3 protein-coding genes are annotated in these 26,040 nt (G+C 73.9%); all 3 read left to right on the top strand.

Annotated features, from left to right (window positions below; translation table 11 throughout):
• The first annotated feature begins 139 nt into the window (after window positions 1–139).
• Genes OG562_RS33570 through OG562_RS33580 form a run of 3 tightly spaced genes read left to right on the top strand, consistent with a single transcriptional unit; the run spans window position 140 to window position 26,039 of the window.
• On the top strand, window positions 140–24,514 hold the full coding sequence (locus OG562_RS33570) for a non-ribosomal peptide synthetase (RefSeq protein ID WP_266404695.1): 24,375 nt from the start codon (window positions 140–142) through the stop codon (window positions 24,512–24,514).
• Window positions 24,511–24,726, top strand: coding sequence for an MbtH family protein (locus OG562_RS33575; protein ID WP_266404698.1), 216 nt, complete (start codon window positions 24,511–24,513; stop codon window positions 24,724–24,726). Before OG562_RS33570 ends, OG562_RS33575 begins: the two co-directional genes overlap by 4 nt.
• Window positions 24,723–26,039, top strand: a complete 1,317-nt coding sequence (locus OG562_RS33580) for a cytochrome P450 (protein WP_266404701.1) — start codon at window positions 24,723–24,725, stop codon at window positions 26,037–26,039. Before OG562_RS33575 ends, OG562_RS33580 begins: the two co-directional genes overlap by 4 nt.
• Window position 26,040 lies beyond the last annotated feature (1 nt).

Genomic DNA, 26,040 nt, shown 5'->3' on the forward strand with positions numbered 1-26,040 from the left:
AGTCCCCGGGCGGGCGGGCCCTGCCCTCCGTCGTACGTCCCCCACCGAGCGAGACGGACGCCACCCCTTCTCGCCGCCCCGTCTTCCGCCCCCGCGCCCGGCGGTCCCCGCTCCCCACAGCACCTCTGGAGGTACCCCCATGTCTGCTCGCGATGACGTCGCCCTGCCCCTGACGGCGGCTCAGCGCGAACTCTGGCTCGCCGAACAGCGGACCGACGGGGTGATCCCGACGTACCGCATCGGCGAGTACGTGGACATCGCCGGGCCCCTCGACACCGACCTGTTGCGCACGGCGCTGCGCCGGGTCGTCGCCGAGAACGAGGCCCTGCACGTCGGGTTCACCGACGGCGCAGACGGCGACGACGGCATCGACGGACCGCGGCAGATCATGCGGGACGCGGGGGACGTAGGGGAGTGGCGTCCCCGGTACCTCGACCTGAGCGAGCACGACACCCCGTACGACGAAGCCGTGGAGTGGATGGCCGCCGACCGGCTCCGCCCCCTGGACCTCGCCCGGGACCGCCTCTTCAGCCAGGCGCTGATCAAGCTGTCCGACGACCGCCACCTCTGGTACCACAGCTACCACCACCTCCTCTCGGACGGCCTCGGCTACGCCCTCATCGCCCGCCGGGTGGCCGCCGTCCACACGGCGCTGGCGCAAGGGCGCACCCCGGAGCCCCCGCCGTTCCCGCCGCTGCGGGACGTCGTCGACAGCGACGCCGCCTACCGCTCCTCCGCGCACTGCGCGGTCGACCGCGCGTACTGGACGCAGCGCCTCGCCGACCTCCCCGAGCCCGCCCGCATCGGCCGCTCCGCCGGCCAGCTCACCGCGGGCCCGCGGCACACCCCGCTGCCCGCCGAGCCCGTACGCCGGGCCCTGCGGACGCTGGCCGAGCGTGCCGGAACCCGCTGGTCACGGGTGCTGATCGCGGCCACCGCCCTCTATGTGCACCGCCGCACCGGGGCCCACGACCTCCTCCTCGGCCTCCCCGTCACCGGCCGCGCCCCCGCCGACCCGGTCCTGGCGGCCACCCCGGCCGTGGTGTCCAACATGGTGCCCCTGCGGCTGACCGTACGGCCTGCCATGCCCTGGTCCGAGCTGCTCGGCCAGGTCGACGCCGAGGTGCGGGCCGCTCTGCGGCACCAGCGCTACCGCGGCGAGGACATGCACCGCGACCTGGGCCTGCCCGGCGCCCCCGGGTCGGCCTACTCCGCGGTCGTCAACATCATGTCCTTCGACAGCGACCTGAGCTTCGCCGGCCTGCGGGCCACCGCGCACAGTCTCGCCGAGGGCCCCGCCACCGAACTCGCCGTCTGGGCGCTGGACCGCCATGACGGCACCGGCCCGCACCTCCAGCTCCAGGCCGCGGCCGACGCCTGGGACGACGACGAACGCCAGGCCCACCAGCAGGGCCTGACCACCCTCCTGGAAGGCCTCGCCCGAGCCGACGACGACCACCGTCCCGTCGGCCGCATCGCACTGCCGATGCCCCCTGCCCGTAGGGCAGTTCCGCCCAGGTCCGACGCTCACCCGGCTCACCCGGGCCACCTGGCCGACCTGTTCGAGCAGCAGGCGCTGCGCACGCCCGACGCCGTGGCCGTCGTCGCCCCGGACGTCACCCTCACCTACGCCGAACTCGACGCCCGCGCCAACCGCGTAGCCCACCTCCTCACCGCCCACGGCGTCGCCCCCGAGCGCCTGGTCGCCCTCGCGCTGCCCCGCTGCGCCGACCTGGTCGCGGCGATCCTCGCGGTCCTGAAGACGGGCGCGGCCTACGTCCCCCTAGACCCGGACCATCCCGCCGCCCGCCTCTCCGCCCTCCTCGACGACACCCGCCCCGCCGTCCTGCTGACCGACGACGCCATCCGGCCTCGGCTGCCCCACGACACGGGCGCCGACGGCCCCGACGGCCCCGACCTGGTCGTCCTCGACGCCGACGACACCGCCGCCCGCCTCGCCGCATACCCGCCGACCGCCCCGCAGGCGACACGCGACCCCCGCCACCCGGCGTACGTCATCCACACCTCGGGCTCGACCGGCCGGCCCAAGGGCGTCGTCGCCGTCCACGCGGCCGTGGCGAACCTGGTCCGGCACCAGCTCGGCGACCTGTACGCCGCCGACCGGATGCGGGTGGCGCTGACCACCTCGGTGTCCTTCGACGCCTCCTGGGACCAGCTCGCCTGTCTGTTCGCCGGGCACGAGCTGCACGTCCTGGACCGCGACGCCTGGGCCGACCCGGACGCCTTCCTCGACCATCTCGACCGCCACCGCCTCGACTTCGTCAACGCCACCCCGTCGTACCTCCGCGTCCTCCTCGACCACGGCCTCCTCACCGGCCGATGGCGGCCGTCCGTCGTCGTGGTCGGCGGCGAGGCCGTGCCCGAGCGGCTGTGGCAGGAGCTGCGCGCCGCCGACGGGGTTCGCGTCCTCAACTTCTACGGTCCCACCGAGTGCACGGTCGACGCGGTGACCGCTTCCCTCGCCGCCGCTCCCCGCCCCGTGATCGGCCACCCCGTCACCGGCGCCCGCGCCCAGATCCTCGACAACGCCCTGCAACCGGTGCCCGACGGAGCGCCCGGCGAGCTGTACCTCTCCGGCGCGGGCCTGGCCCGGGGTTACCTGAACCGCCCCGGCCTCACCGCCGCCCGTTTCGTCGCCGACCCCTACGGGCCGCCCGGCACCCGCATGTACCGCACCGGAGACGTGGTCCGGCGCACCTCCCAGGGCGTCCTGGAGTACGTCGGCCGCGCCGACGACCAGGTCAAGATCCGCGGGTTCCGCATCGAACCCGCCGAGATCGAGGCGCAGTTGGCAGCCCACCCCGAGGTCGGCGAGGTCGCCGTCGTGGCCCGCGGCGACGCCGACGGGGCCGCCGACGGCCCGCGCCTGGTCGCCTACGTCGTCCCCGCGTCCGGAAAGGGTTCTCGACAGGCGCCCGACACGGCACCGCACCCGGACCGCCTGCGCGCCCACCTGCGCGACCGCCTGCCCGACCACATGGTTCCGTCCGCCTTCGTCCGGCTCGCCGCGCTGCCCCTGACCCCCACCGGGAAACTGGACCGCAAGGCCCTGCCCGAGCCGCAGGCCGGCTTCCAGGGCTCCCAGGGTCCGGGCCGTGCCCCGCGCACCGGCCGCGAGGAACTGCTGTGCGGTCTGTTCGCCGCCGTGCTCGGCGTGCCGCAGGTCGGCGTCGACGACGACTTCTTCGCGCTCGGCGGCCACTCGCTGCTCGCCCTGCGCCTGCTGGCCCGCATCCGTACGGCACTCGACGCCGACCTGCGCCTCGGCGCCCTCTTCGACGCGCCCACCCCCGCTGGCGTCGCCGCCGCCCTGGACGCCACGGACACCGGCCCCGCCCGCCCCGCGCTGCGCCGCCGTGCACGTCCAGACGCGGTGCCGATGTCCTCCGCGCAACGCCGGCTGTGGTTCCTGCAGCGCATCGAGGGAACCGGCGCGACCTATCACATCCCCCTGGCCCTGCGGCTGTCCGGCACGCTCGACCGTACGGCCCTGGAAGCGGCCCTGCGGGACGTCGTCGCCCGGCACGAGAGCCTGCGCACCGTGTTCCCCGACGAACGCGGGGTGCCCTCCCAGCGCATCCTGGGCGCCGACGCCGACGCTGCCGTGCCCCGACTGTCCGTCACCGACACCACGGAGGCCGACCTCCCGGACCGGCTCACCGCCGCGGCCCGCCGCCCCTTCGACCTCGCCGCCCAGCCGCCCGTCCACACCGAGCTGTTCGCGCTCGCCCCCGAGAGCCACGTCCTCCTGCTGGTCGTCCACCACATCGTCGGCGACGGCTGGTCCCTGGGCGCCCTGGCCGACGACGTCACCCGCGCCTACGCCTTCCGGTGCCGCGGCGAGCGGCCCGACTGGGCGCCGCTGCCCGTGCAGTACGCCGACTACACGCTCTGGCAACGCGAGTTGCTGGGCGACGCCACCGACCCCGACAGCCTGTCGGCCCGCCAACTGGCCTTCTGGGCCACGAATTTGGCCGACCTGACCGAGAGCCTCGAGCTCCCCTTCGACCGGCCCCGTCCGCCGGCCACGACCTACCGCGGCGACCAGCTGAAGCTGCACCTCGACGCCGACCTGCACCGGCGCCTGCGCGACCTCGCCCAGGCCCACGGAGCGACCCTGTTCATGGTCCTCCAGGCGGGCCTCGCCGCCCTCCTGAACAAGCTCGGCGCCGGTACCGACATCCCGCTCGGCGCTCCCGTCGCCGGCCGTACCGACGAGGCCGCCGACGGCCTGGTCGGCTTCTTCGTCAACACCCTCGTCCTGCGCGCCGACCTCTCCGGCGATCCCACCTTCGGCGAACTCCTCGACCGGGTCCGCCGCAACGCGCTGGCCGCCTACGCCCACCAGGACCTGCCCTTCGAGCATCTGGTGGAGGAGCTGAACCCGACCCGCTCCCTCGCCCACCACCCCCTCTTCCAGACGATGCTGGCCCTCCAGAACGCCCCCCTGGGCGCGTTCGACCTGCCCGGTCTGCAGGTGGCGACGAGCCTGGTCCCCACCGGCACCGCCAAGTGCGACCTCACCTTCAACCTCGCCGAACGCACCGACCCCACCGGCGCACCCGCCGGCCTGGTCGGGGCAGTGGAGTACAGCACCGACCTCTTCGACGCGGACACGGTCGAGGCGATGGCCGAACGCTGGCTGCGACTCCTCGACGCGGCCGTCGCCGAACCGGACCGTCCCCTCAGCCGGTTCGACGTCCTGACCGACGCCGAACGCGAGACCCTGCTGCCCGCACCCGACGCCACGCCCCTGCCCGAGGCCACTCTGGCGGACCTGTTCGAGGCACGGGTGCGCGAGTCGCCGGACGCGGTGGCGGTGGTGTCGGCGGACACGACCCTGTCGTACGGCGAGTTGAACGCCCGCGCCAACCGCCTCGCCCATGCGTTGATCGGCCGGGGCGTCGGCCCCGAGGACCTCGTCGCCCTGGCCCTGCGCCGCTCGGCGGAGCTGGTGGTGGCGGTGCTGGCCGTGTTGAAGGCGGGGGCCGCGTATCTGCCGTTGGACCCCGACTACCCCGCGGCCCGACGGGAGTTCATGCTGGGCGACGCCCGTCCGGTGCTGGTCGTCGACGACCTGGCGACGGTGGCGGCGGAGGGCTGCCCGGAGACGGACCCGGTCGTCACCTCACTGACGTCCCGTCATCCGGCGTACGTCATCTACACGTCGGGGTCGACGGGTCGTCCGAAGGGTGTGGTCGTTCCGCACGGGAACGTGGTGCGGTTGTTCGCGGCGACGCGGGAGTGGTTCGCGTTCGGCCCGGAGGACGTGTGGACGCTCTTCCACTCCTACGCGTTCGACTTCTCGGTGTGGGAGTTGTGGGGTCCGCTGCTGCACGGCGGTCGGCTGGTGGTGGTCCCGTTCGAGACGTCGCGTTCGCCGGAGGCGTTCCTGCGGCTGCTGGCGGAGGAGCGGGTGACGGTGTTGAGCCAGACGCCGTCGGCCTTCTACCAGTTGATGCAGGCCGACCGGGAGCATCCGGGCGCTGAACTCGCCCTGCGGACGGTGGTGTTCGGAGGTGAGGCGCTGGAGCCCGCCCGTCTCGCCGACTGGTACGCCCGCCACGCGGACGACGCTCCCGTCCTCGTGAACATGTACGGCATCACCGAGACCACCGTCCACGTCACCCACACCCCCCTCACCCGCGACAGCGCCGTCACGGGCGCCGCCAGCGTGATCGGCGCCGCGATCCCCGATCTGCGGCTCTACGTCCTCGACGACCACCTGAACCCCCTGCCGCCGGGCGTCGCCGGGGAGCTGTACATCGCCGGGGCCGGTCTCGCCCGGGGCTATCTCAACCGCCCCGACCTGTCCGCCGCACGCTTCGTCGCCGACCCCTACGGCATGCCCGGCACCCGGATGTACCGTTCCGGAGACGTCGTACGACGCACCGCGCGCGGCACGCTGGAGTTCGTCGGGCGCGCCGACGACCAGGTCAAGGTGCGCGGGTTCCGCATCGAACTCGGCGAGATCGAGGCCGCGTTGGCGGCCCACGGCGAGGTCGGCGACGTCGCGGTCGTGGCCCGTCAGGACCGTGCCGACGACACCCGGCTCGTCGCGTACGTCGTCCCCGCACCCGGCCGCATCGCGCACTCCGCCACTCTCCGCGAGCATCTGCGCGCCCAGCTCCCGGAGTACATGGTCCCGGCCGCGTTCGTCGCGCTGGACGCGCTGCCGCTGACCGTCAACGGCAAGCTGGACCGACGGGCGCTGCCCGAGCCGCAGGCCGGCATGCTGGGCGCCGGACGCGCACCGCGCACCCCGCAGGAGCAGATCCTGTGCGAGCTGTTCGCGGAGATCCTCGGGGTCGCCGAGGCCGGCGTGGACGACGGCTTCTTCGACCTGGGCGGCCACTCCCTGCTCGCGACCCGTCTGGTCGCCCGTGTCCGGGCCACCCTGGGCGTGGAGTTGGAGCTGCGCACCCTCTTCGAGGTCCCGACGCCGGCCGGACTGGCCGCGAGTCTGGCGGGCGCCGGACAGGCCCGCCTCGCCCTCACCCCGTACGACGACCGGCCCGAACTGGTCCCGCTGTCGTTCGCCCAGCGCCGCCTGTGGTTCCTGCACCAGCTGGAGGGCGCGAGCGCCAACTACAACATCCCGCTCGCCTGGCGGCTGACCGGCCCGCTCGACCGCCCCGCCCTCGACCGGGCCCTCGCCGACGTCCTGGCCCGCCACGAGAGCCTGCGCACCCTCTACCCCCAGGTCGACGGCACCCCCTACCAGCGGATCCTCACCCTCGACGAGGCCCGGCTGCCGCTGCGCGTGCACCACACGACCGAGGCCGAACTGGACGCCGTCCTCGCGCAGGCGCTGCGCTGCCCCTTCGACCTCGCCGTCGATCTGCCCCTGTACGCCGAGCTGTTCACACTCGCCCCCGAGAGCCACGTCCTCCTCCTGGTCATCCACCACATCGCCGGCGACGGCTGGTCCCTCGGCCCGCTGGCGCAGAACCTCGCCGACGCCTACGCGGCCCGCAGCCGGGGCGAGGAGCCGGTGTGGGCGGACCTGCCCGTGAGTTACGCCGACTACACCCTCTGGCAGCACCGGCTGCTGGGCGACGCCGCCGATCCCGACAGTCTGTTCGCCCGGCAGGCCGCCCACTGGACGGCCGCGCTGGACGGCCTGCCCGAGCAGATCCAGCTGCCCACCGACCGGCCCCGCCCCGCCGTCGCCTCCCACCAGGGCGGCTTCGTCCGCGTGCGGCTGGACGCCGAACTGCACCGGGAACTGAAGGACTTGTCGCGCACCCAGGGGACCAGCCTCTTCATGGTGCTCCAGGCCGGTCTCGCCGCCCTGCTGAACAAGCTCGGCGCCGGCGACGACATCCCCGTCGGAAGCCTCATCGCCGGCCGCACCGACCAGGCCCTCGACGACCTGATCGGCTACTTCGTCAACACCCTCGTCTTCCGCACCGACACCGGCGGCGACCCGACCTTCACCGAACTCCTCGACCGCGTCCGGGACGTGGCCCTCGCCGCCTACGCCCATCAGGACCTGCCCTTCGAGTACCTCGTCGAGGCCCTCAACCCGGTGCGCTCCCTCGCCCACCACCCGCTGTTCCAGGTCATGCTCGTCCTGCAGAACGCCCCCCGCGCCGAGTTCGCCCCGCCCGGCCTGCGCACCGAGACCGTCCAGCTCACCACCACCACGGCCAAGCTCGACCTGATCTTCTCCATGTCGGAGCGGCACGGCGACGACGGCTCCCCGCAGGGCGTGGACGGCTTCGTCGAGTACGCCGGCGACCTGTACGACCCGGAGACGGTCCGGATCATGTGCGAGCGGTGGGTGCGGCTGCTGAGGGCGGCGGTCGACGAGCCGGGGACGCCGTTGAGCCGCTTCGACGTCCTGACGGAGGCGGAGCGGCGGTTGGCGCTGCCCGCAGCCGTGGAGTCCGTCGTCGAGGACAGCCTTGTGGGGTTGTTCGAGGCACGGGTGCGCCAGACGCCCGATGCGGTGGCCGTGACATCCGGTCAGGTGTCACTCACCTACGGCGAGTTGAACCGCCGCGCCAACCGTGTCGCCCATGCGTTGATCGGCCGGGGCGTCGGCCCCGAGGGCCTCGTCGCCCTGGCCCTGCCCCGCTCGGCCGACCTCGTGGTCGCGGTCGTCGGCGTCCTGAAGGCGGGGGCCGCCTATCTGCCGCTCGACCCGGACTATCCGGCGGCGCGACGGGAGTCCATGGTCGAGGACGCCCGCCCTGTGCTGGTCGTCGACGACCTGGCGGCGCTGGAGGCGGACGGCCTCGCGGACCACGACCCCGGAGTGCGCTTGTCCGCGCAGCACCCGGCCTACGTCATCTACACGTCGGGGTCGACGGGTCGTCCGAAGGGTGTGGTCGTTCCGCACGGGAACGTGGTGCGGTTGTTCGCGGCGACGCGGGAGTGGTTCGCGTTCTGCCCGGAGGACGTGTGGACGCTCTTCCACTCCTACGCGTTCGACTTCTCGGTGTGGGAGCTGTGGGGTCCGCTGCTGCACGGCGGTCGGCTGGTGGTGGTCCCGTTCGAGACGTCGCGTTCGCCGGAGGCGTTCCTGCGGCTGCTGGCGGAGGAACGGGTGACGGTGTTGAACCAGACGCCGTCCGCGTTCTATCAGTTGATGCAGGCCGACCGGGAGAACCCGGGCACTGAACTCGCCCTGCGGACGGTGGTGTTCGGAGGTGAGGCGCTGGAGCCCGCCCGTCTCGCCGACTGGTACGCCCGCCACGCGGACGACGCTCCCGTCCTCGTGAACATGTACGGCATCACCGAGACCACCGTCCACGTCACCCACACCCCCCTCGACGCACGATCCGTCGACGACCCCGCCAGCGTGATCGGCACGGCGATCCCGGACCTGCGCACCTATGTGCTCGACGGGTGGCTGCGGCCCGTCCCGACGGGCGTGGCGGGCGAACTGTACGTCGGCGGACCCGGACTGGCCCGCGGCTATCTGGGCCGCCCCGGCCTGACCGCCGCCCGTTTCGTCGCCGACCCCCATGGACCGGCCGGCAGCCGCATGTACCGCACGGGCGACGTGGTCCGGATGCGCGCCGACGGCGACCTGGAGTACTCCGGACGCGCCGACGACCAGGTCAAGGTGCGTGGCTTCCGCATCGAACTGGGCGAGATCGAGGCTGCGTTGGCCGCCCGCCCCGAGGTCCGCGATGTCGCGGTCGTGGCGCGGCAGGATCGTGCGGACGACACCAGGCTGGTCGCGTACGTCGTCCCCGCACCGGGCAGCGCAGCCGCTGCCCTCCGGGAGCGCCTCGGGGAGCACCTGCGGGCGCGCCTTCCGGAGTACATGGTCCCGGCCGCCTTCGTGGAGGTGGACGCGCTGCCGCTCACCGTCAACGGCAAGCTGGACCGACGGGCCCTGCCCGCGCCGGAGTTCACGCCGACCGAGGCCGGGCGGCCGCCGCGCACCGCGCAGGAGCGGGTGCTCGCGGAGTTGTTCGCCGAGGTGCTGGGCGTCGAACGGGTCGGCGTCGACGACGACTTCTTCGGCCTGGGCGGTCACTCCCTGCTCGCCACGCGGCTCGTCGCCCGGGTCCGCGCGTCCCTCGGCGCCGAGCTCGAACTGCGCGCCCTGTTCGAGACGCCGACCGTGGCCGGGCTGGCCGCGGGACTGACCGCGGCGGGGGAAGCGCGGCCCGCGCTGGTTCCTGCCGTACGGCCCGAGCGGATGCCGCTGTCGTCCGCGCAGCGCCGACTGTGGTTCCTGCACCAGTTGGACGGGACCGGCGCCGCCTATCACATCCCGCTCGCCTGGCGGCTGACCGGCCCGCTCGACCGCGCCGCTCTCGGCCGGGCCCTGGGCGACGTCGTGGCCCGTCACGAGAGCCTGCGCACCCTGTTTCCGCTCGCCGACGGAGTGCCGTACCAGCTCGTGCTCGGCGCCGAGCGGGCCCGTACCGACCCGGTCCTGAGCCTGCCTCCGACCGGGACCGACGAGACGGAGCTGCCCGCGCTGCTCGACCGCGCCGTCCGGCAGACCTTCGACCTGGCGAGCGAACTGCCGGTCAGGGCCCATCTGTTCGACACCGCCGACGACCGGCATGTGCTGCTCGTCGTCGTGCACCACATCGCCGGCGACGGCTGGTCGCTGGGTCCGCTGTCGAGGGATCTCGCGGCCGCGTACGCGGCCCGGCGTGCGGGGGAGGAGCCCCAGTGGGCGCCGCTGCCGGTGCAGTACGCCGACTACACCCTGTGGCAGCGCGAGCTGCTCGGCGAACCCGGCGACGCCGACAGCCTGTTCGCGCGGCAGGCGGCCCACTGGACGGCCGCGCTGGACGGCCTGCCCGAGCAGATCCGGCTGCCTGCCGACCGGTCCCGCACGGCGACGCCGTCCTTCCACGGCCGTCGGCTGCCCGTCGCCCTCGACGCCGACCTGCACGCCGACCTCCTCGGCCTGGCCCGCCGGCACGGCGCCAGCCTCTACATGGTGCTCCAGGCCGGTCTCGCCGCCCTGCTGAAGAAACTGGGCGCAGGGGACGACATCCCCGTCGGCAGCCTCATCGCAGGCCGGACCGACCAGGCCCTTGACGACCTCGTCGGGTTCTTCGTCAACACCCTCGTCCTGCGCACCGACGCCTCCGGCGACCCCGACTTCACCGAACTCCTGGGCCGGACAAGGGAGTCGGCGCTCGGCGCGTACGCACACCAGGAGCTGCCCTTCGACCATCTGGTGGAGGCGCTGAACCCCGCCCGGTCGCTGTCCCGCCAGCCGCTGTTCCAGGTGCTGCTCGCCCTGCAGAACGTGCCGCGCGGCGACTTCCAACTCCCGGGCCTGCACACCGAGATCCTGCCGGTCCAGCCCGCCACCGCCATGTTCGACCTGTCCTTCCACCTCCTGGAGCGCGGCGCGGGGGAGGCGGCGGGCGTCCACGGCTACGTCGAGTACGCCACCGACCTGTTCGACGACACCACCGTCGAACGCCTCCTCGCCCGCTGGACACGGCTGCTGCGCCAGGCGGCCGCCGACCCCGCCCGGCCGCTGAGCCGCCTCGACGTCCTCCTCGACGACGAACGCGACCAGCTCCTCGGGACGGCCATGGCGGACGCCCCGACGGCGGGCGATCCGACGGCGGACCACCCGACGGCGGTCACCGCAAGCCTCCCCGAGCTGTTCCGGCGTCAGGTGCGCGCCGCCCCGGACGCCCCCGCCCTCGTCTTCGAGAACACCGTCTTCGAGGGCACTGCCTTCGAGGACGCCGTCCTGACGTACGCCGAGCTCGACGCCCGCGCCAACCGGCTCGCGCACGCGCTGATCGGCCGGGGCATCGGCCCCGAGGACGTCGTCGCGCTCACGCTGCCCCGGTCGCCCGAACTCGTCGTCGCGATCCTGGCCGTCCTCAAGGCCGGGGCCGCCTATCTGCCGGTGGACCCCGACTACCCGGCAGCACGTCGCGCGTTCATGCTGGCCGATGCCCGCCCGGCCCTCGTCCTGGACGACCCGGCGGCCGTGGACCCGGGCCCCGGGCACCCCGACACGGACTCTGCAACCGACCCGGAAACCGTGCTCGACGGCCGCCATCCCGCGTACGTCGTCTACACCTCGGGCTCGACCGGCCGCCCCAAGGCGATCGTCATGCCGTCGGCCGCGCTCGCCAACCTGCTGCACTGGCACCACCGCAGCATCGGCGGCGGCCCCGGCACCCGCGTCGCCCAGTTCACCGCGACCGGTTTCGACGTGTCCGTGCAGGAGACGCTGTCCGCGCTGCTGTTCGGCAAGACCCTGGTGGTCCCCACCGACGAGCAGCGGCGCAGCGCCGAACTCCTCACCGCCTGGCTGGAGAAGCACCGCGTCGAGGAGCTGTACGCGCCGACGCTGGTCCTGGAGGCCGTGGCGGAGGCCGCCGAGGAGCACGGCCGCGACCTGCCCCACCTGCGCACGATCGCCCAGGCCGGCGAGGCGATGCGGCTGGGCGACGCCTTGCGTCGCTTCCAGGCCCGCCGCCCGGACCGACGGCTGCACAACCACTACGGGCCCGCCGAGACCCATGTCGTCACGGCGTACGCGCTGCCCGCCGACCTCGACGACTGCCCGCTGCCGGTGCCCGTCGGCCGACCGGTCGACCACACCCGCGCCTACGTCCTCGACGCCGCGCTGAACGCCGTACCGCCCGGGGCGCCCGGCGAGCTGTACCTGGCCGGGGCCTGTCTGGCGCGCGGCTACCTCGGCCGGCCCGCCCTGACCGCCGAGCGCTTCGTCGCCGACCCCTACGGGCCGCCCGGAACCCGTATGTACCGCACCGGAGACCTCGCCCGCCGGCGCGCGGACGGCGAGCTGGAGTTCCTCGGCCGCGCCGACCAGCAGGTGAAGGTACGCGGTTTCCGTATCGAACCCGGCGAGGTCGAGGCGGCCCTCACCGGCCGGCCGACGGTCGCCCGGGCCGCCGTGGTGCTCCGCGAGGACCGGCTCGTCGCCTACGTCGTCCCGGCCGCCGGGGCGAGCGTCGTGCCCGCCGCCCTTGTGGACGGCCTGCGCGAGCGCCTCCCCGACTACATGGTGCCGAGCGCGATCGTCGCCCTGGACGCCCTCCCGCTCACGCCCAACGGCAAACTGGACCGTGCCGCCCTGCCCGCGCCCCCTCCGGACGCCCGGGCGGGACGAGCCCCGGGCAGCCCGCGCGAGCAGATCCTGTGCGACCTGTTCGCCGAGGTGCTGGGCCTGCCCCACGCCGACGCCGACGGCGACTTCTTCGACCTGGGCGGGCACTCCCTCCTCGCCACCCGGCTGGCGTCCCGCGTCCGGGCCGCCCTCGGCGTCGAACTGCCCCTGCGGCACCTCTTCGAGGCCCCGACCCCGGCCGGACTCGCCGACCGGCTGACCGACGCCGACGCGGCCCGCCCGGCCCTGACCCCGGGCGCGCGGACCGAGCCGCTGCCGCTGTCGTTCGCCCAGCGCCGCCTGTGGTTCCTGCACCGGCTGGACGGCGCGGACGCCGGCTACCACATGCCACTCGCGCTGCGACTGCGCGGCCCCCTGGACCGGGCCGCGCTGACCGCCGCCCTCGGGGACGTCGTGGCCCGGCACGAGACCCTGCGCACGGTCTTCCCGCACGCCGACGGCGTACCGAGCCAGCGGATCCTGTCCGCCGCCGAGGCCCGGATCCCCCTGACGGTCGCCGACACGAACGAGACCGACCTGCCCGCGCTGCTCACCGCGGCCGCCCGCCACGACTTCGACCTCGCCACCGAACCTCCTTTGCGCGCCCACCTGTTCGCGCTCGGCCAGCAATCCGCCGAAGGCGCAGGCGAGGGCGACGGATCCCGCGACGGCGAAGGAGAGGGCGAGGGATCCGGCGAACACGTCCTCCTCCTCGCCCTGCACCACATCGCCGCCGACGGCTGGTCCTTGCGCCCCCTGTCGAGGGATCTGGCGAGCGCGTACGCGGCCCGGCGTGCGGGGGAGGAGCCCAAGTGGGCTCCGCTGCCGGTGCAGTACGCCGACTACACCCGCTGGCAGCGCGACCTGCTCGGCGACGAGTCCGACACCGCCGGCACCTACGCCCGCCAACTCGCCTACTGGACCGACACCCTCACCGGACTCCCCGAGCGCATCCAGCTGCCCGTCGACCGGCCCCGCCCCGTCGGCGCCTCGCACCGCGGCGGTCTGCTCACGACCCGTGTGGACGCCGACCTGCACGGCGCGCTCGCCGCCCTGGCCCGCCGAAACGGCGCCAGCCTCTACATGGTTCTCCAGGCCGGCCTCGCCGCGCTCTACACCCGCCTCGGCGCGGGCGCCGACATTCCCGTCGGCAGCCCCTTCGCGGGCCGCACCGACCAGGCGCTGGACGACCTCGTCGGGTTCTTCGTCAACACCCTCGTGCTGCGCACGGACACCTCGGGCGACCCGACCTTCACCGAACTCCTCGGCCGGGTAAGGGAATCCGCCCTCGCCGCCTACGCTCACCAGGACGTGCCCTTCGAGCACCTCGTCGAGGCCCTGAACCCGCCCCGCTCCCTCTCCCACCACCCCCTCTTCCAGACCCTGCTCGCGGTCCAGAACGTCCCCGACGGCGACTTCGCCCTCGACGGTCTGGAGACCTCCGCGGAGCCTGTGCGCACCGGCACCGCCCGCCTCGACCTGGCCTTCGCCCTCACCGAACGCCGCCGCCCGGACGGCACGCCCGAAGGCCTCGACGCGATCGTCGAGTACAGCGCCGACCTCTTCGACGAGGACACCGTCCGCACCCTCTTCGCCCGCTGGGTACGCCTGCTCACCGCCGCCGTCGCCGCCCCCGACCGCCCGATCGGCGCCCTCGACGTACTCCACCCCGACGAGCGCCACACCCTGCTGCACACCCACCGCCCCACCGACGTCGAGCAAGCCGCGCTCCCCGCACTCTTCCGCCGACAGGCGACCCGGCGACCCGACGCGGTCGCCGTCGAGTCGGGCGGGACCGAGGTGACGTACGCCGAACTAGACGCCCGCGCCAACCAGTTCGCGCACGCGCTTCTCGCGCGGGGCATCGGGGCCGAGGACGTCGTGGCGCTCGTCCTGCCGCGTTCCGTCGACCTGGTGGTCGGGATTCTGGGGACGATGAAGGCGGGTGCGGCTTATCTGCCCGTAGACCCTGAGTATCCCGAGGCGCGCATCGCGCACATGCTGGTGGACGCCCAACCTGCGCTGGTGGTGGACGACTTGGGCTTCGCCCACGGTCATCCGGCCACCGATCCCGAGGTGGCGGTGGATGTACGGCATCCCGCCTACGTCATCTACACCTCGGGTTCGACCGGTCGCCCCAAGGGCGTCGTCGTCACCCACGGCGGAGTGCCCAGCCTGGTCGCGGCCCAGACCGAACGGCTCGGCGTCGACGACGCCAGCCGCGTGCTCCAGCTCAGCTCGCCCAGCTTCGACGCCTCCTTCTGGGACCTGTGCAGCGCCCTCCTCACCGGAGCCCGCCTGGTCCTCGCACCGACCGAGGCCCCGCTGGAGGGCCTCACGCACGCGAACGGAGTCACGCATGTGACGTTGCCGCCTTCGGTGTTGGCGGCGGTGGAGTCGCTGTCGGCTTCGGTGTCGACGTTGGTCGTCGCGGGTGAGGCGTGTGCGCCCGAGCTGGTGGAGCGGTGGGCGCCCGGGCGGCGGATGGTCAATGCGTACGGTCCGACGGAGACGACGGTGTGCGCGACGATGAGCGCGCCGTTGACCGCGTCCCTGCCGGGGTCGGGCGGGGTGCCTTCGATCGGGCGGCCGATCGCCAACGCGCGGGTGTACGTGCTGGATTCGGCGCTGCAACCCGTTCCGCCGTGTGTGCCGGGTGAGTTGTATGTCGCCGGTGCGGGTCTGGCCCGGGGGTATCTGCGCCAACCGGGGCTGACGGCTTGCCGTTTCGTCGCCGATCCCTTCGGCGGACCGGGCGCTCGTATGTACCGGACCGGAGATGTGGTGCGGTGGCGTGCCGACGGGGAGTTGGAGTTCGTCGGTCGGGCGGACGAGCAGGTCAAGGTGCGCGGGTTCCGCATCGAGCCCGGCGAGATCGAGACCGCACTCGCCGAGCACCCCGCCGTTGCGCACGCCGTGGCGGCCGTGCGCGAGGGACGGCTGGTCGGGTACGTCGTCGCGGAACGGGACGCCGCCGCCGACCCGCAGCCGGCCGCACTCCAGACGTTTCTGCGGGAGCGGCTGCCGGACCACCTCGTGCCGAGCGCGTTCGTCGTCCTGGGCACGCTGCCGCTGACCCCCAACGGCAAGCTGGACAAGGCGGCCCTGCCCACCCCGGAGTTCGCCTCCGAATCCGCCGGGCGGCCGCCGCGCAGCCCGCGCGAGCACCTGCTGGCCGAGCTGTTCGCCGAAGTGCTGGGCGTCGCGCAGGTCGGCCTCGACGACAGCTTCTTCGACCTGGGCGGCCACTCGCTGCTCGCCACCCGGCTCGTCTCGCGCGTACGGGCGGTGCTCGGCGCGGAGATCGCCCTGCGCACCCTGTTCGAGACGCCGACCGTGGCCGCACTCGCCGCGGCCCTCGACCGCGCCGGTCGCGCCCGGCCCGCGCTGACGTCCGTCGACCGGCCCGAGCGGACGCCGCTGTCGTTCGCCCAGCGCCGGCTGTGGTTCCTCCAGCAGATGGAGGGCTCCGGCGCCGGCTACCACATCCCGCTCGCCCTGCGGCTGTCCGGCAGGCTCGACGAAGGGGCGCTGACCGAGGCGCTCGCGGACGTCGTGGCCCGGCACGAGACGCTGCGCACGGTGTTCCCCGAGGCGCACGGAACCCCGTACCAGAAGGTGCTCGACCCCGACGCCGCGCGCCCGAGGCTGCGTGCCCTGCGCACCGACGAGTCCCGGCTGGTGCGGGAGCTGGCCGAGGCGGCCCGCCGGCCCTTCGACCTGGCCGCCGAAGTCCCTTTGCGCGGACACCTGTTCACCCTGGACGCCGAGGAGCACGTGCTGCTGCTCGTCGTGCACCACATCGCCGGCGACGGATGGTCCACCGGACCGCTCGCCCGCGACCTCGCCGAGGCGTACGCGGCCCGCAGCGCCGGACGCAAGCCCGAGTGGACGCCGTTGCCCGCGCAGTACGCCGACTACACCCTCTGGCAGCGCGCGCTGCTCGGCGAGCCGGGCGACCCCGGCAGCGTCTTCGCTGCCCAACTCGGCTACTGGAAAGAGAGGTTGGCCGAGCTGCCCGAGCAGCTCCGACTCCCCGCCGACCGGCCGCACCCCGCCGTCGCCTCCTACCGGGGCGCACACCTGCTTCTCGAGCTGGACGCCGAGCTGCACGCCGGACTCGCCCGGCTCGCGCGCCGCTCGGGAGCGAGTCTGTTCATGGTGCTGCGGGCCGCGCTCGCCGCGCTGTTCAGCCGCCTCGGCGCAGGCTCGGACATCCCCGTCGGCAGCCCGATCGCGGGCCGCACCGACCAGGCGCTGGACGACCTCGTCGGGTTCTTCGTCAACACGCTCGTGCTGCGCACCGACACCTCCGGGAACCCGACGTTCGAGGAGCTGGTCCAGCGGGTCCGGGAGAACGCCCTGGGCGCCTACGCCCACCAGGACCTGCCGTTCGAGAACCTCGTCGAGGAGCTCAACCCGGCCCGCTCCCTCTCCCATCACCCCCTGTTCCAGGTGATGTTCGCCCTCCAGAACGCGCCGATGGGCGAGTTCGGCCTGCCCGGCCTGCGGGTCGCGCCGATGGCCGTGCCGACCGGCACCGCCAAGTTCGACCTGGGCTTCAACCTGTACGAGCGGTACGACGGCCACGGCGTCCCCGCGGGCATCGCCGGAGCGGTCGAGTACGCCACCGACCTCTACGACCACGCCACCGTCGCCGCCCTCGTCGACCGCTGGACACGACTGCTGCACGCCGTCGTCGCCGACCCCGCCCGCCCCGTCGGGGGCATCGACCTCCTCTCCGCCGACGAACGCCGCCGCCTCCTGCACGACGCCAACGACACCGCCGTCCCCGTCGCCCCGATCCCGCTGCCCACCGCATTCGCCCGCCAGGCGCGAGTCACCCCGGACGCGGTCGCCGTCGAGTCGGGCGGGACCGAGGTGACGTACGCCGAACTAGACGCCCGCGCCGACCAGTTCGCGCACGCGCTTCTCGCGCGGGGCGTCGGGGTCGAGGACGTCGTGGCGCTCGTCCTGCCGCGTTCCGTCGACCTGGTGGTCGGGATTCTGGGGACGATGAAGGCGGGTGCGGCTTATCTGCCCGTAGACCCTGAGTATCCCGAGGCGCGCATCGCGCACATGCTGGTGGACGCCCAACCTGCGCTGGTGGTGGACGACGTGGGCTTCGCCGACGGTCATCCGGCGACCGATCCCGAGGTGGCGGTGGATGTACGGCATCCCGCCTACGTCATCTACACCTCGGGTTCGACCGGTCGCCCCAAGGGCGTCGTCGTCAGCCACGCCGGCATCGCGCACCTGGTGGCCGCGCAGGTCGAGCGGTTCGCGATCGACGCGAGCAGCCGGGTGCTTCAGTTCGCCTCGCCCAGCTTCGACGCGTCCGTCTCCGAGCTGTACACGGCCCTGCTCACCGGTGCGACCCTTGTGCTGCCCCCGGCGAACGACCCTATGGCGGGCCTGACTTCGGGGATCACGCATGTGACGTTGCCGCCTTCGGTGTTGGCGGCGGTGGAGTCGCTGTCGGCTTCGGTGTCGACGTTGGTCGTCGCGGGTGAGGCGTGTGCGCCCGAGCTGGTGGAGCGGTGGGCGCCCGGGCGGCGGATGGTCAATGCGTACGGTCCGACGGAGACGACGGTGTGCGCGACGATGAGCGCGCCGTTGACCGCGTCCCTGCCGGGGTCGGGCGGGGTGCCTTCGATCGGGCGGCCGATCGCCAACGCGCGGGTGTACGTGCTGGATTCGGCGCTGCAACCCGTTCCGCCGGGTGTGCCGGGTGAGTTGTATGTCGCCGGTGCGGGTCTGGCCCGTGGGTATCTGCGCCAACCGGGGCTGACGGCTTGCCGTTTCGTCGCCGATCCCTTCGGCGGACCGGGCGCTCGTATGTACCGGACCGGAGATGTGGTGCGGTGGCGTGCCGACGGGGAGTTGGAGTTCGTCGGTCGGGCGGACGAGCAGGTCAAGGTGCGCGGGTTCCGCATCGAACCCCGCGAGATCGAGACCGTGCTCGCCGAGCACCCGGGCGTCGGGAGGGCCGTGGTCGCCGTACGCGAGGAGCGGCTGGTCGGGTATGTCGTCCCTGCCACCGCCACCGCCACCGCCACCGCCACCGCCCCTGTCACCGCCGCCGCCGATGCCGACGCGACCGCGTCCCGCTTCGAGCGTGACCACCGTCGCGAGCAGGACCACATCGCCGGCTGGCGGGAGATCTACGACGCGCTGCCGGTCGCGGCCGCGCACACCGCTCTCGGGGAGAACTTCACCGGCTGGAACAGCAGTTACGACGGCCGTCCGCTTCCCGAGGCGGAGATGCGGGAGTGGCGGGACGCCACCGTGGACCGGATCCGGGCGCTGAGGCCCCGGCGCGTCCTTGAGGTCGGCGTCGGCACCGGGCTGCTGCTGGCCCGCATCGCCCCGGACTGCGAGGCGTACTGGGCCACCGACTTCTCCGCCACGGCCGTCGACGCGCTCGCCGAGCACGTACGACAGGATCCGGCGCTCGCGGAGCGGGTCGTCCTGCACACCCGGCCCGCGCACGACGTCGCCGGACTGCCGGGCGGCTTCGACACCATCGTGCTCAACTCGGTCGTCCAGTACTTCCCGAGCGCCGACTATCTGCTCGACGTGGTACGGAAGTTGACCTCGCTGCTCGCGCCCGGCGGCGCGCTGTTCATCGGCGACGTGCGCAATCTGCGGCTGCTGCGGACGCTGGCCACGGCCGTCCAGTCGCAGCGCAGGGGCGTCGCCGATCCCGCCGAGCTGCGCCGGGCCGTCGAGCGGGCGGTGCGCGGCGAGGAAGAACTCCTCGTCGACCCCGACTTCTTCGCCGGACTGCCGGACCGGGTGGACGCGGTGGGCGCGGTCGCCGTGGAGATCAAACGCGGCCGCAGCCACAACGAACTCACCCGCCACCGCTACGACGTCACCCTGCACACCCGGCCCGCCCGGCAGTACGGCACCGTCGCGGAGGTCGCATGGGGACATGCCGTGTCCACCCCCGACGCCGTACGCGACCTCGTGACGGCGACCGACCCGGCGGCCCTGCGCATCACGGGCGTGCCCAACGCCCGGCTGACGGGGGAAGCGGAGGCCGACCGGGCGCTGCACGCGGACCAGGCGCGGTACGGAGACCGGGCGCCGCACAGGGATCCGGCGCCGCACGGGGACCGGGTCGGCACGGCTCCCGGAGTCGACCCCGAGGTCTGGCACGCGCTCGGCGTCTCGCTGGGGCGGCGGGTGCACGTCACCTGGTCGTCCGACGCCGCCGACACGCTCGACGTCGTCCTCGTCGACCCCGCCCGGACGCACGCCCCGGACGACCCGGACGCCCCCGTCGTGGCCTACCGGACCGGGCGCGCCGACGTGCTCGCCAACACGCCCGCCCACACGCAGGCCGGGGGCCGCACCTCCGCTGCCCTCGCCCGTGACCTGCGGGACTTCGTGCGGACACGGCTCCCCGACCATCTCGTCCCGTCCGTCTTCGTCGTCCTGGACGCGCTGCCGCTCACCGGCAGCGGAAAGCTCGACCGGGCCGCCCTGCCCGCACCGGGCGAGGGACACCTTCCGGTCGGCGGCGGGCGGGCGCCGCGCACCCCGCAGGAGGAGCTGCTGACCCAGTTGTTCGCCGAGGTCCTCGGCGTGGGCCGGGTCGGCGTCGACGACAGCTTCTTCGACCTGGGCGGCCACTCGCTGCTCGCCACCCGGCTGGTCTCCCGCGTCCGCGCCGCCCTCGGCGCCGAACTCGACGTCCGCGCCCTCTTCGAGGCCCCCACGGCGGCCCTGCTCGCCGCACGGCTCGACGAGGCCGGGGAGGCCCGGCCCCCGCTGACGGCCCACGCGGAGCGTCCGGAGCGCGTGCCGCTGTCGTACGCTCAGCAGCGGCTGTGGTTCCTGCACCGGATGGAGGGGCCGAGCGCCGCCACATACGTCATGCCGCTGGCGCTGCGGCTGACCGGGCCACTGGACCGGGCGGCGCTCGGGACGGCCCTCGGGGACGTGGTCGCCCGGCACGAGAGCTTGCGGACCGTGTTCCCCGAGGCCGACGGCGTGCCGTACCAGCAGGTGCTGGAGGTCCGGCCGGAGCTGCCGGTGACCGCGGCGGACGAGGTGCGGCTGGCGGAGCTGCTCGCCGGCGCGGCGCGTCGTGGCTTCGACCTCGCCGTCGAACCGCCCCTGCGCGCCGAGCTGTTCGCGCTCGCTCCCGACGACCACGTCCTGCTGGTCGCGGTCCACCACATCGCCGGGGACGGCTGGTCCATGGGACCGCTGTCCCGGGACCTGGCGGCCGCCTACGCGGCCCGGAGCGCGGGCGAGGAGCCCCACTGGGCGCCGCTGCCCGTGCAGTACGCCGACTACGCCCTCTGGCAGCGGCAGCTGCTCGGCGAGGCGTCCGACGCGGACAGTCGGCTGGCCGCACAACTCGCCTACTGGACACAGGCGTTGGCCGGTCTGCCGGACCAGATCCCGCTACCCGCCGACCGGCCGCGGCCGGCTGTCGCCTCGCAGCGGGGCGGGCGACTGCCGCTGCACATCGACGCCCGGCTCCACCGCGCGCTGCGCGACCTCGCCGCCGAGCACGGCGCCAGCATGTTCATGGCCCTCCAGGCCGGTCTCGCCGCCCTGTTGAGCCGTCTGGGCGCGGGCTCGGACATCGCGGTCGGCAGTCCCGTCGCGGGCCGCACCGACCAGGCGCTGGACGACCTCGTCGGGTTCTTCGTCAACACGCTCGTGCTGCGCACGGACACCTCGGGCGACCCGAGCTTCACCGAACTCCTCGGCCGTGTAAGGGAATCCGCACTCGCGGCCTACGCCCACCAGGACGTGCCCTTCGAACACCTCGTCGAAGTCCTCAACCCGGCCCGCTCCCTCGCCCACCACCCGCTCTTCCAGGTGATGCTGGCGTTGCAGAACGCCCCCGGCGGGACCTTCGCCCTGCCCGGCCTGACCGTCGAACCCGTGGGCGTGCCGACCGACACCGCGCGCTGCGACCTCACCTTCAGCCTCGCCGAGCGGTACGCCGACGACGGCGCGCCCGAGGGGATCACCGGCGCGGTCGAGTACGCCACCGACCTGTTCGACGCCCCCACGGTAGCCACCCTTCTCGCCCGCTGGATCCGGTTGCTGGAAGCGGTCTCCGCCCGGCCCTCAGACCCCGTCGTCGGGATCGACCTCGTCCCCGACGAGGAACGGCACCGCCTGCTGGTGCGCAACAACGACACGGGAAGCGGCGTCTTGGCCGGCCGCTCGACCGACGGCTCGCCCGGCCGCTCGCCCGCCCGCTCCCTGCCCGGCCTGTTCGCCGAGCGGGTGCGGGCCACCCCCGACGCGGTGGCCGTGGCGTCCGACGGGACCACCCTCACGTACGCCGAACTCGACGCCCGCGCCAACCGCCTGGCCCACGCCCTCGCCGGGCAGGGCGTCGGCGCGGAGACCCCGGTGGCCGTGCTCATGGAACGCTCGACCGACCTGGTCGTGGCGATCCTGGGCGTCGTCAAGGCAGGCGGCGGGTACGTTCCGCTGGACCCCGGCTTTCCGCCCGCCCGTATCGACCTCGTCGTCCGCGAGACCGGCGCCGCCCTCGTCCTCACCGAGGACGTGCTCACCGCCCTCCTGGCGGCCGAGTCCCGTACCACCGCGCCCGAAGTCGACTGCCTGCCCTCGCAGTTGGCCTACGTGATGTACACGTCCGGCTCGACCGGCCGGCCCAAGGGCATCGCCGTCACCCATGCGGACGTGGCCGGGCTGGCTCTGGCGTCCTGCTGGGCGGGCGGCGCGCATGAGCGGGTGCTGCTGCACGCGCCGGTCGCTTTCGACGCGTCCACCTACGAGTTGTGGGCGCCGCTGCTGGGCGGCGGACAGGTCGTCGTCGCCCCGCCGGGCCGTCTCGACGTACGGGAACTGTGTGCGACCGTCGTCGCGCACGGGGTGACCGGGCTGTGGCTGACGGCCGGGCTGTTCCGGCTCGTGGCCGAGGAGGAGCCCGCCGGGCTCGCCGGGGCGCGCGAGGTGTGGACCGGCGGCGACGTGGTCTCCGCGGCCGCGGTCGCCCGGGTGATGGACGCCTGCCCGGGCCTGCGGGTCGTCAACGGCTACGGGCCGACCGAGACCACCACCTTCGCCGCCTTCCACCGGATGGACACCCCGCCCGACCCCGCCCGCTCCGTGCCCCTCGGCCGGCCCATGCCCGGCATGCGGCTGTACGTCCTCGACGACCGGCTGCGGCCCGCCCCGACCGGAACGGTGGGCGAGCTGTACATCGCGGGCGCCGGCGTGGCCCGCGGCTACACCGGCCGCCCCGCCGCCACCGCCGAACGCTTCGCCGCCGACCCGTACGGCCCGCCCGGCGCGCGTATGTACCGCAGCGGCGACCTGGCCCGCTGGCTCGACGACGGCGCCCTGGAGTTCGCCGGGCGCGCCGACGACCAGATCAAGCTGAGGGGCTTCCGCGTCGAGCCCGCCGAGATCGAGGCCGCCCTCACCCGCTGCCCCGGGGTCGCCCAGGCCGCGGTGCTCGCCCGCGAGGACCGGGCCGGTGACCGACGGCTGGTCGCGTACCTGGTGCCGGTAGGCAACGGGACGGAAAGCGGCACCGAAAGCGGTACGGACAAGGGCACGGAAATGGGGACGGCGAAGGGGAGGGCGAAGCGGAGGGAAGACACAGTCACCTCCGTTTCCGGTGCCGCCTCCGACCCGGAGTTCGACCCGCACGCCGTCGCCGACCGGCTGCGCCGTGAGCTGCCCGCCTACCTCGTCCCCGCCGCCTTCGTCACCCTGGACGCCCTCCCCCTGACCGCCAACGGCAAGCTCGACCGGGCCGCGCTGCCCGCACCCGAGTACGGCCTCGGCGAGGACGGCGTCGGACGCGGTCCGCGCACCCCGCACGAGCAGGTGCTGTGCGACCTGTTCGCCGAGGTGCTCGGCCGGGACCGGGTCGGCATCGACGACGGGTTCTTCGACCTCGGCGGCCACTCGCTGCTCGCCGCCCGCCTGGTCGCCCGCGTCCGCGACACGCTCGGCGCCGACCTCGGACTGCGCACCCTCTTCCAGACCCCGACGGTCGCCGGTCTCGCCGAGCGCCTCGCCCTGCGCGACACCGACGACTCCCTGGACGTCCTGCTGCCGCTCCGGCCGGAGGGCTCGGCGACCCCCCTCTTCTGCATCCACCCCGGCGGCGGCGTCAGCTGGTGCTACAGCGGACTGCTCAACCACCTGGCCCCCGACCACCCCGTGTACGCGATCCAGGCCCGCAGCCTCGGCCGCGACGAACCACGCCCCGCCTCCTACGAGGAGATGGCCGCCGACTACGCCGAACAGATCCGCAAGGTCCAGCCGGAGGGCCCCTACCTCCTCCTCGGCTGGTCGGCCGGCGGGCTCATCGCGCACGCCGTCGCCACGGAACTCCAGCGCCAGCGGCAGCGCACCGCCCTGCTCGCGATCCTCGACGCCTACCCGGTCGCCGACCTCGCCTTCGACGAACCGCCCGTGCCCAGCGAACGGGACGTCCTGGTCGGCATGTTGGACTGCGACCCGGACGAGGTGGGCGAGGACCCGCTGACCCACCAGGAGGTCGTCGAGGTCCTGCGCCGCCGGGGCAGCGCCCTGGCCGGACTGACGGAACGGCACATCGAGGCCGTCGTCGCCATCATGATCAACAACGCGAGCCTGGCCCTCGTCTTCCGGCCCGACGTGTTCCACGGCGACATGCTCCTGTTCAACTCCACCATCGACCGCGAACAGGACTCCCCGGGCGCGGACGTCTGGCGCCCTTACGTAGCCGGTCGCATCGACTCCCACGACATCACCGCCCGCCACGACCGCATGACCCGACCGGGCTCGCTCGCCCAGATCGGCCCGGTCCTCGCCGCCCGGATCACCGAGATCCAGCGGCGACTGTCCGCCCGTCCCCACCCCACTCACCCGACTCACCCGACTGAGGAGAACCCGTCGTGAACAACCCCTTCGAGGACCAGGACGCCCCCTACCTCGTGCTCGTCAACGACGAGGCCCAGTACTCGCTGTGGCCCGCCTTCGCCGACGTCCCCGCCGGCTGGACCGTCGCCCACCCCGAGGACACCCGCGAGGCCTGCCTGGCGTACGTCGAACGCACCTGGACCGACATGCGCCCCAAGAGCCTCGTCGAGGCGATGGACGCCACCTCGTGAGCACCGTCATCGGCGGGGTGGCGGAGACCGAGGCGGGGGACGGCGAGGCCGGGATCAGCGAGGCGGTGGACTTCGCGGCGGTCATGCAGTCCGACGCGTTCCGCCGCGACCCCTACCCGACCTACGCCCGGATGCGCGCCGAGTGCCCGATGTACCGGGCACCGCAGGGCGTCTGGTACGTCACCCGGCACGCGGACGTCGAACAGGCCCTGGGCGACCTGCGGTTGTCCAACGACCGTGAGCGGATGACCGGGGCGCTCGTCGCCCGCGACGGCCGGATGCGCGACCTCAGCCGGCTGACCGCGCGGCTCGGACGGGTCATGAGCAACACCGACCCGCCGGACCACGCGCGGCTGCGGGGCCTGGTCAACAAGGCGTTCACGGCCCGTCGTGTCGAGGAGCTGCGCGGTCGGATCCAGACGGTGGTCGACCGGCTCGTCGACGACGCCGTCGCCGGCGAGGGCAACGGCAACGGCGAGGGCAAGGGCAAGGGTGCTGAGCCCGTCGACCTGCTGAGCGCCGTCGCGTCGCCGCTCCCGCACACAGTGGTCTGCGAACTGTTCGGGATCCCCGAAGCCGACCGGGAACGGGTGAAGGAGTGGTTCCGCGGGCTCGGCCGCATCCACGAGGACATCGAACGCGCCGAGCGGGTCGTCGACGAGTTCGAGGCGTACCTGACCGGACTCGCCCGGCAGCGGCGCGCCGCCCCCGGCGACGACCTGATCAGCGCCCTCGTCACCGCACAGGCGCGCGGCGACCGGCTCACCGACCACGAGCTGCTCTCGACCTGTTTCATGCTCATCACCGCCGGCGACGAGACCACGACGAACCTCATCGGAAACGGTGTCCTCGCGCTGCTGCGCCACCCGGACCAACTGGCCCGGCTGCGCGCCGAACCGACCCTGATCCGGACGGCCGTCGACGAGATCGTCCGCTACGACAGCCCCAGCCAGGCCATCGTCCGGGTGGCCGCCGAGGACGTGCCCCTGGGCGGGCGCACCGTGCCCGCCGGCGACCTCGTCTATCTCCTGCTGGCCTCGGCGGGCCGTGACCCCGACCGGCACCAGGAGCCGGACCGGCTCGACCTGACCCGCCCCGCCCACCGTCACCTCGGCTTCGGTCACGGGCCGCACTTCTGTCTCGGCGCGCCCCTGGCCCGACTGGAGGCCGAGCTGGCCATCGGCACGCTCGTGCGCCGACTGCCCTCCCTGCGCCTGGCCGTGCCCGCCGCGGAACTCCAGTGGCGGCCCAACCCGCTGCAACGCCGACTGACGGCGCTGCCCGTCCTGTACACCGATCAGAAAAGGAAGTGAC

Source organism: Streptomyces sp. NBC_01275 (genome assembly GCF_026340655.1).
Classification (GTDB): Bacteria; Actinomycetota; Actinomycetes; order Streptomycetales; family Streptomycetaceae; genus Streptomyces.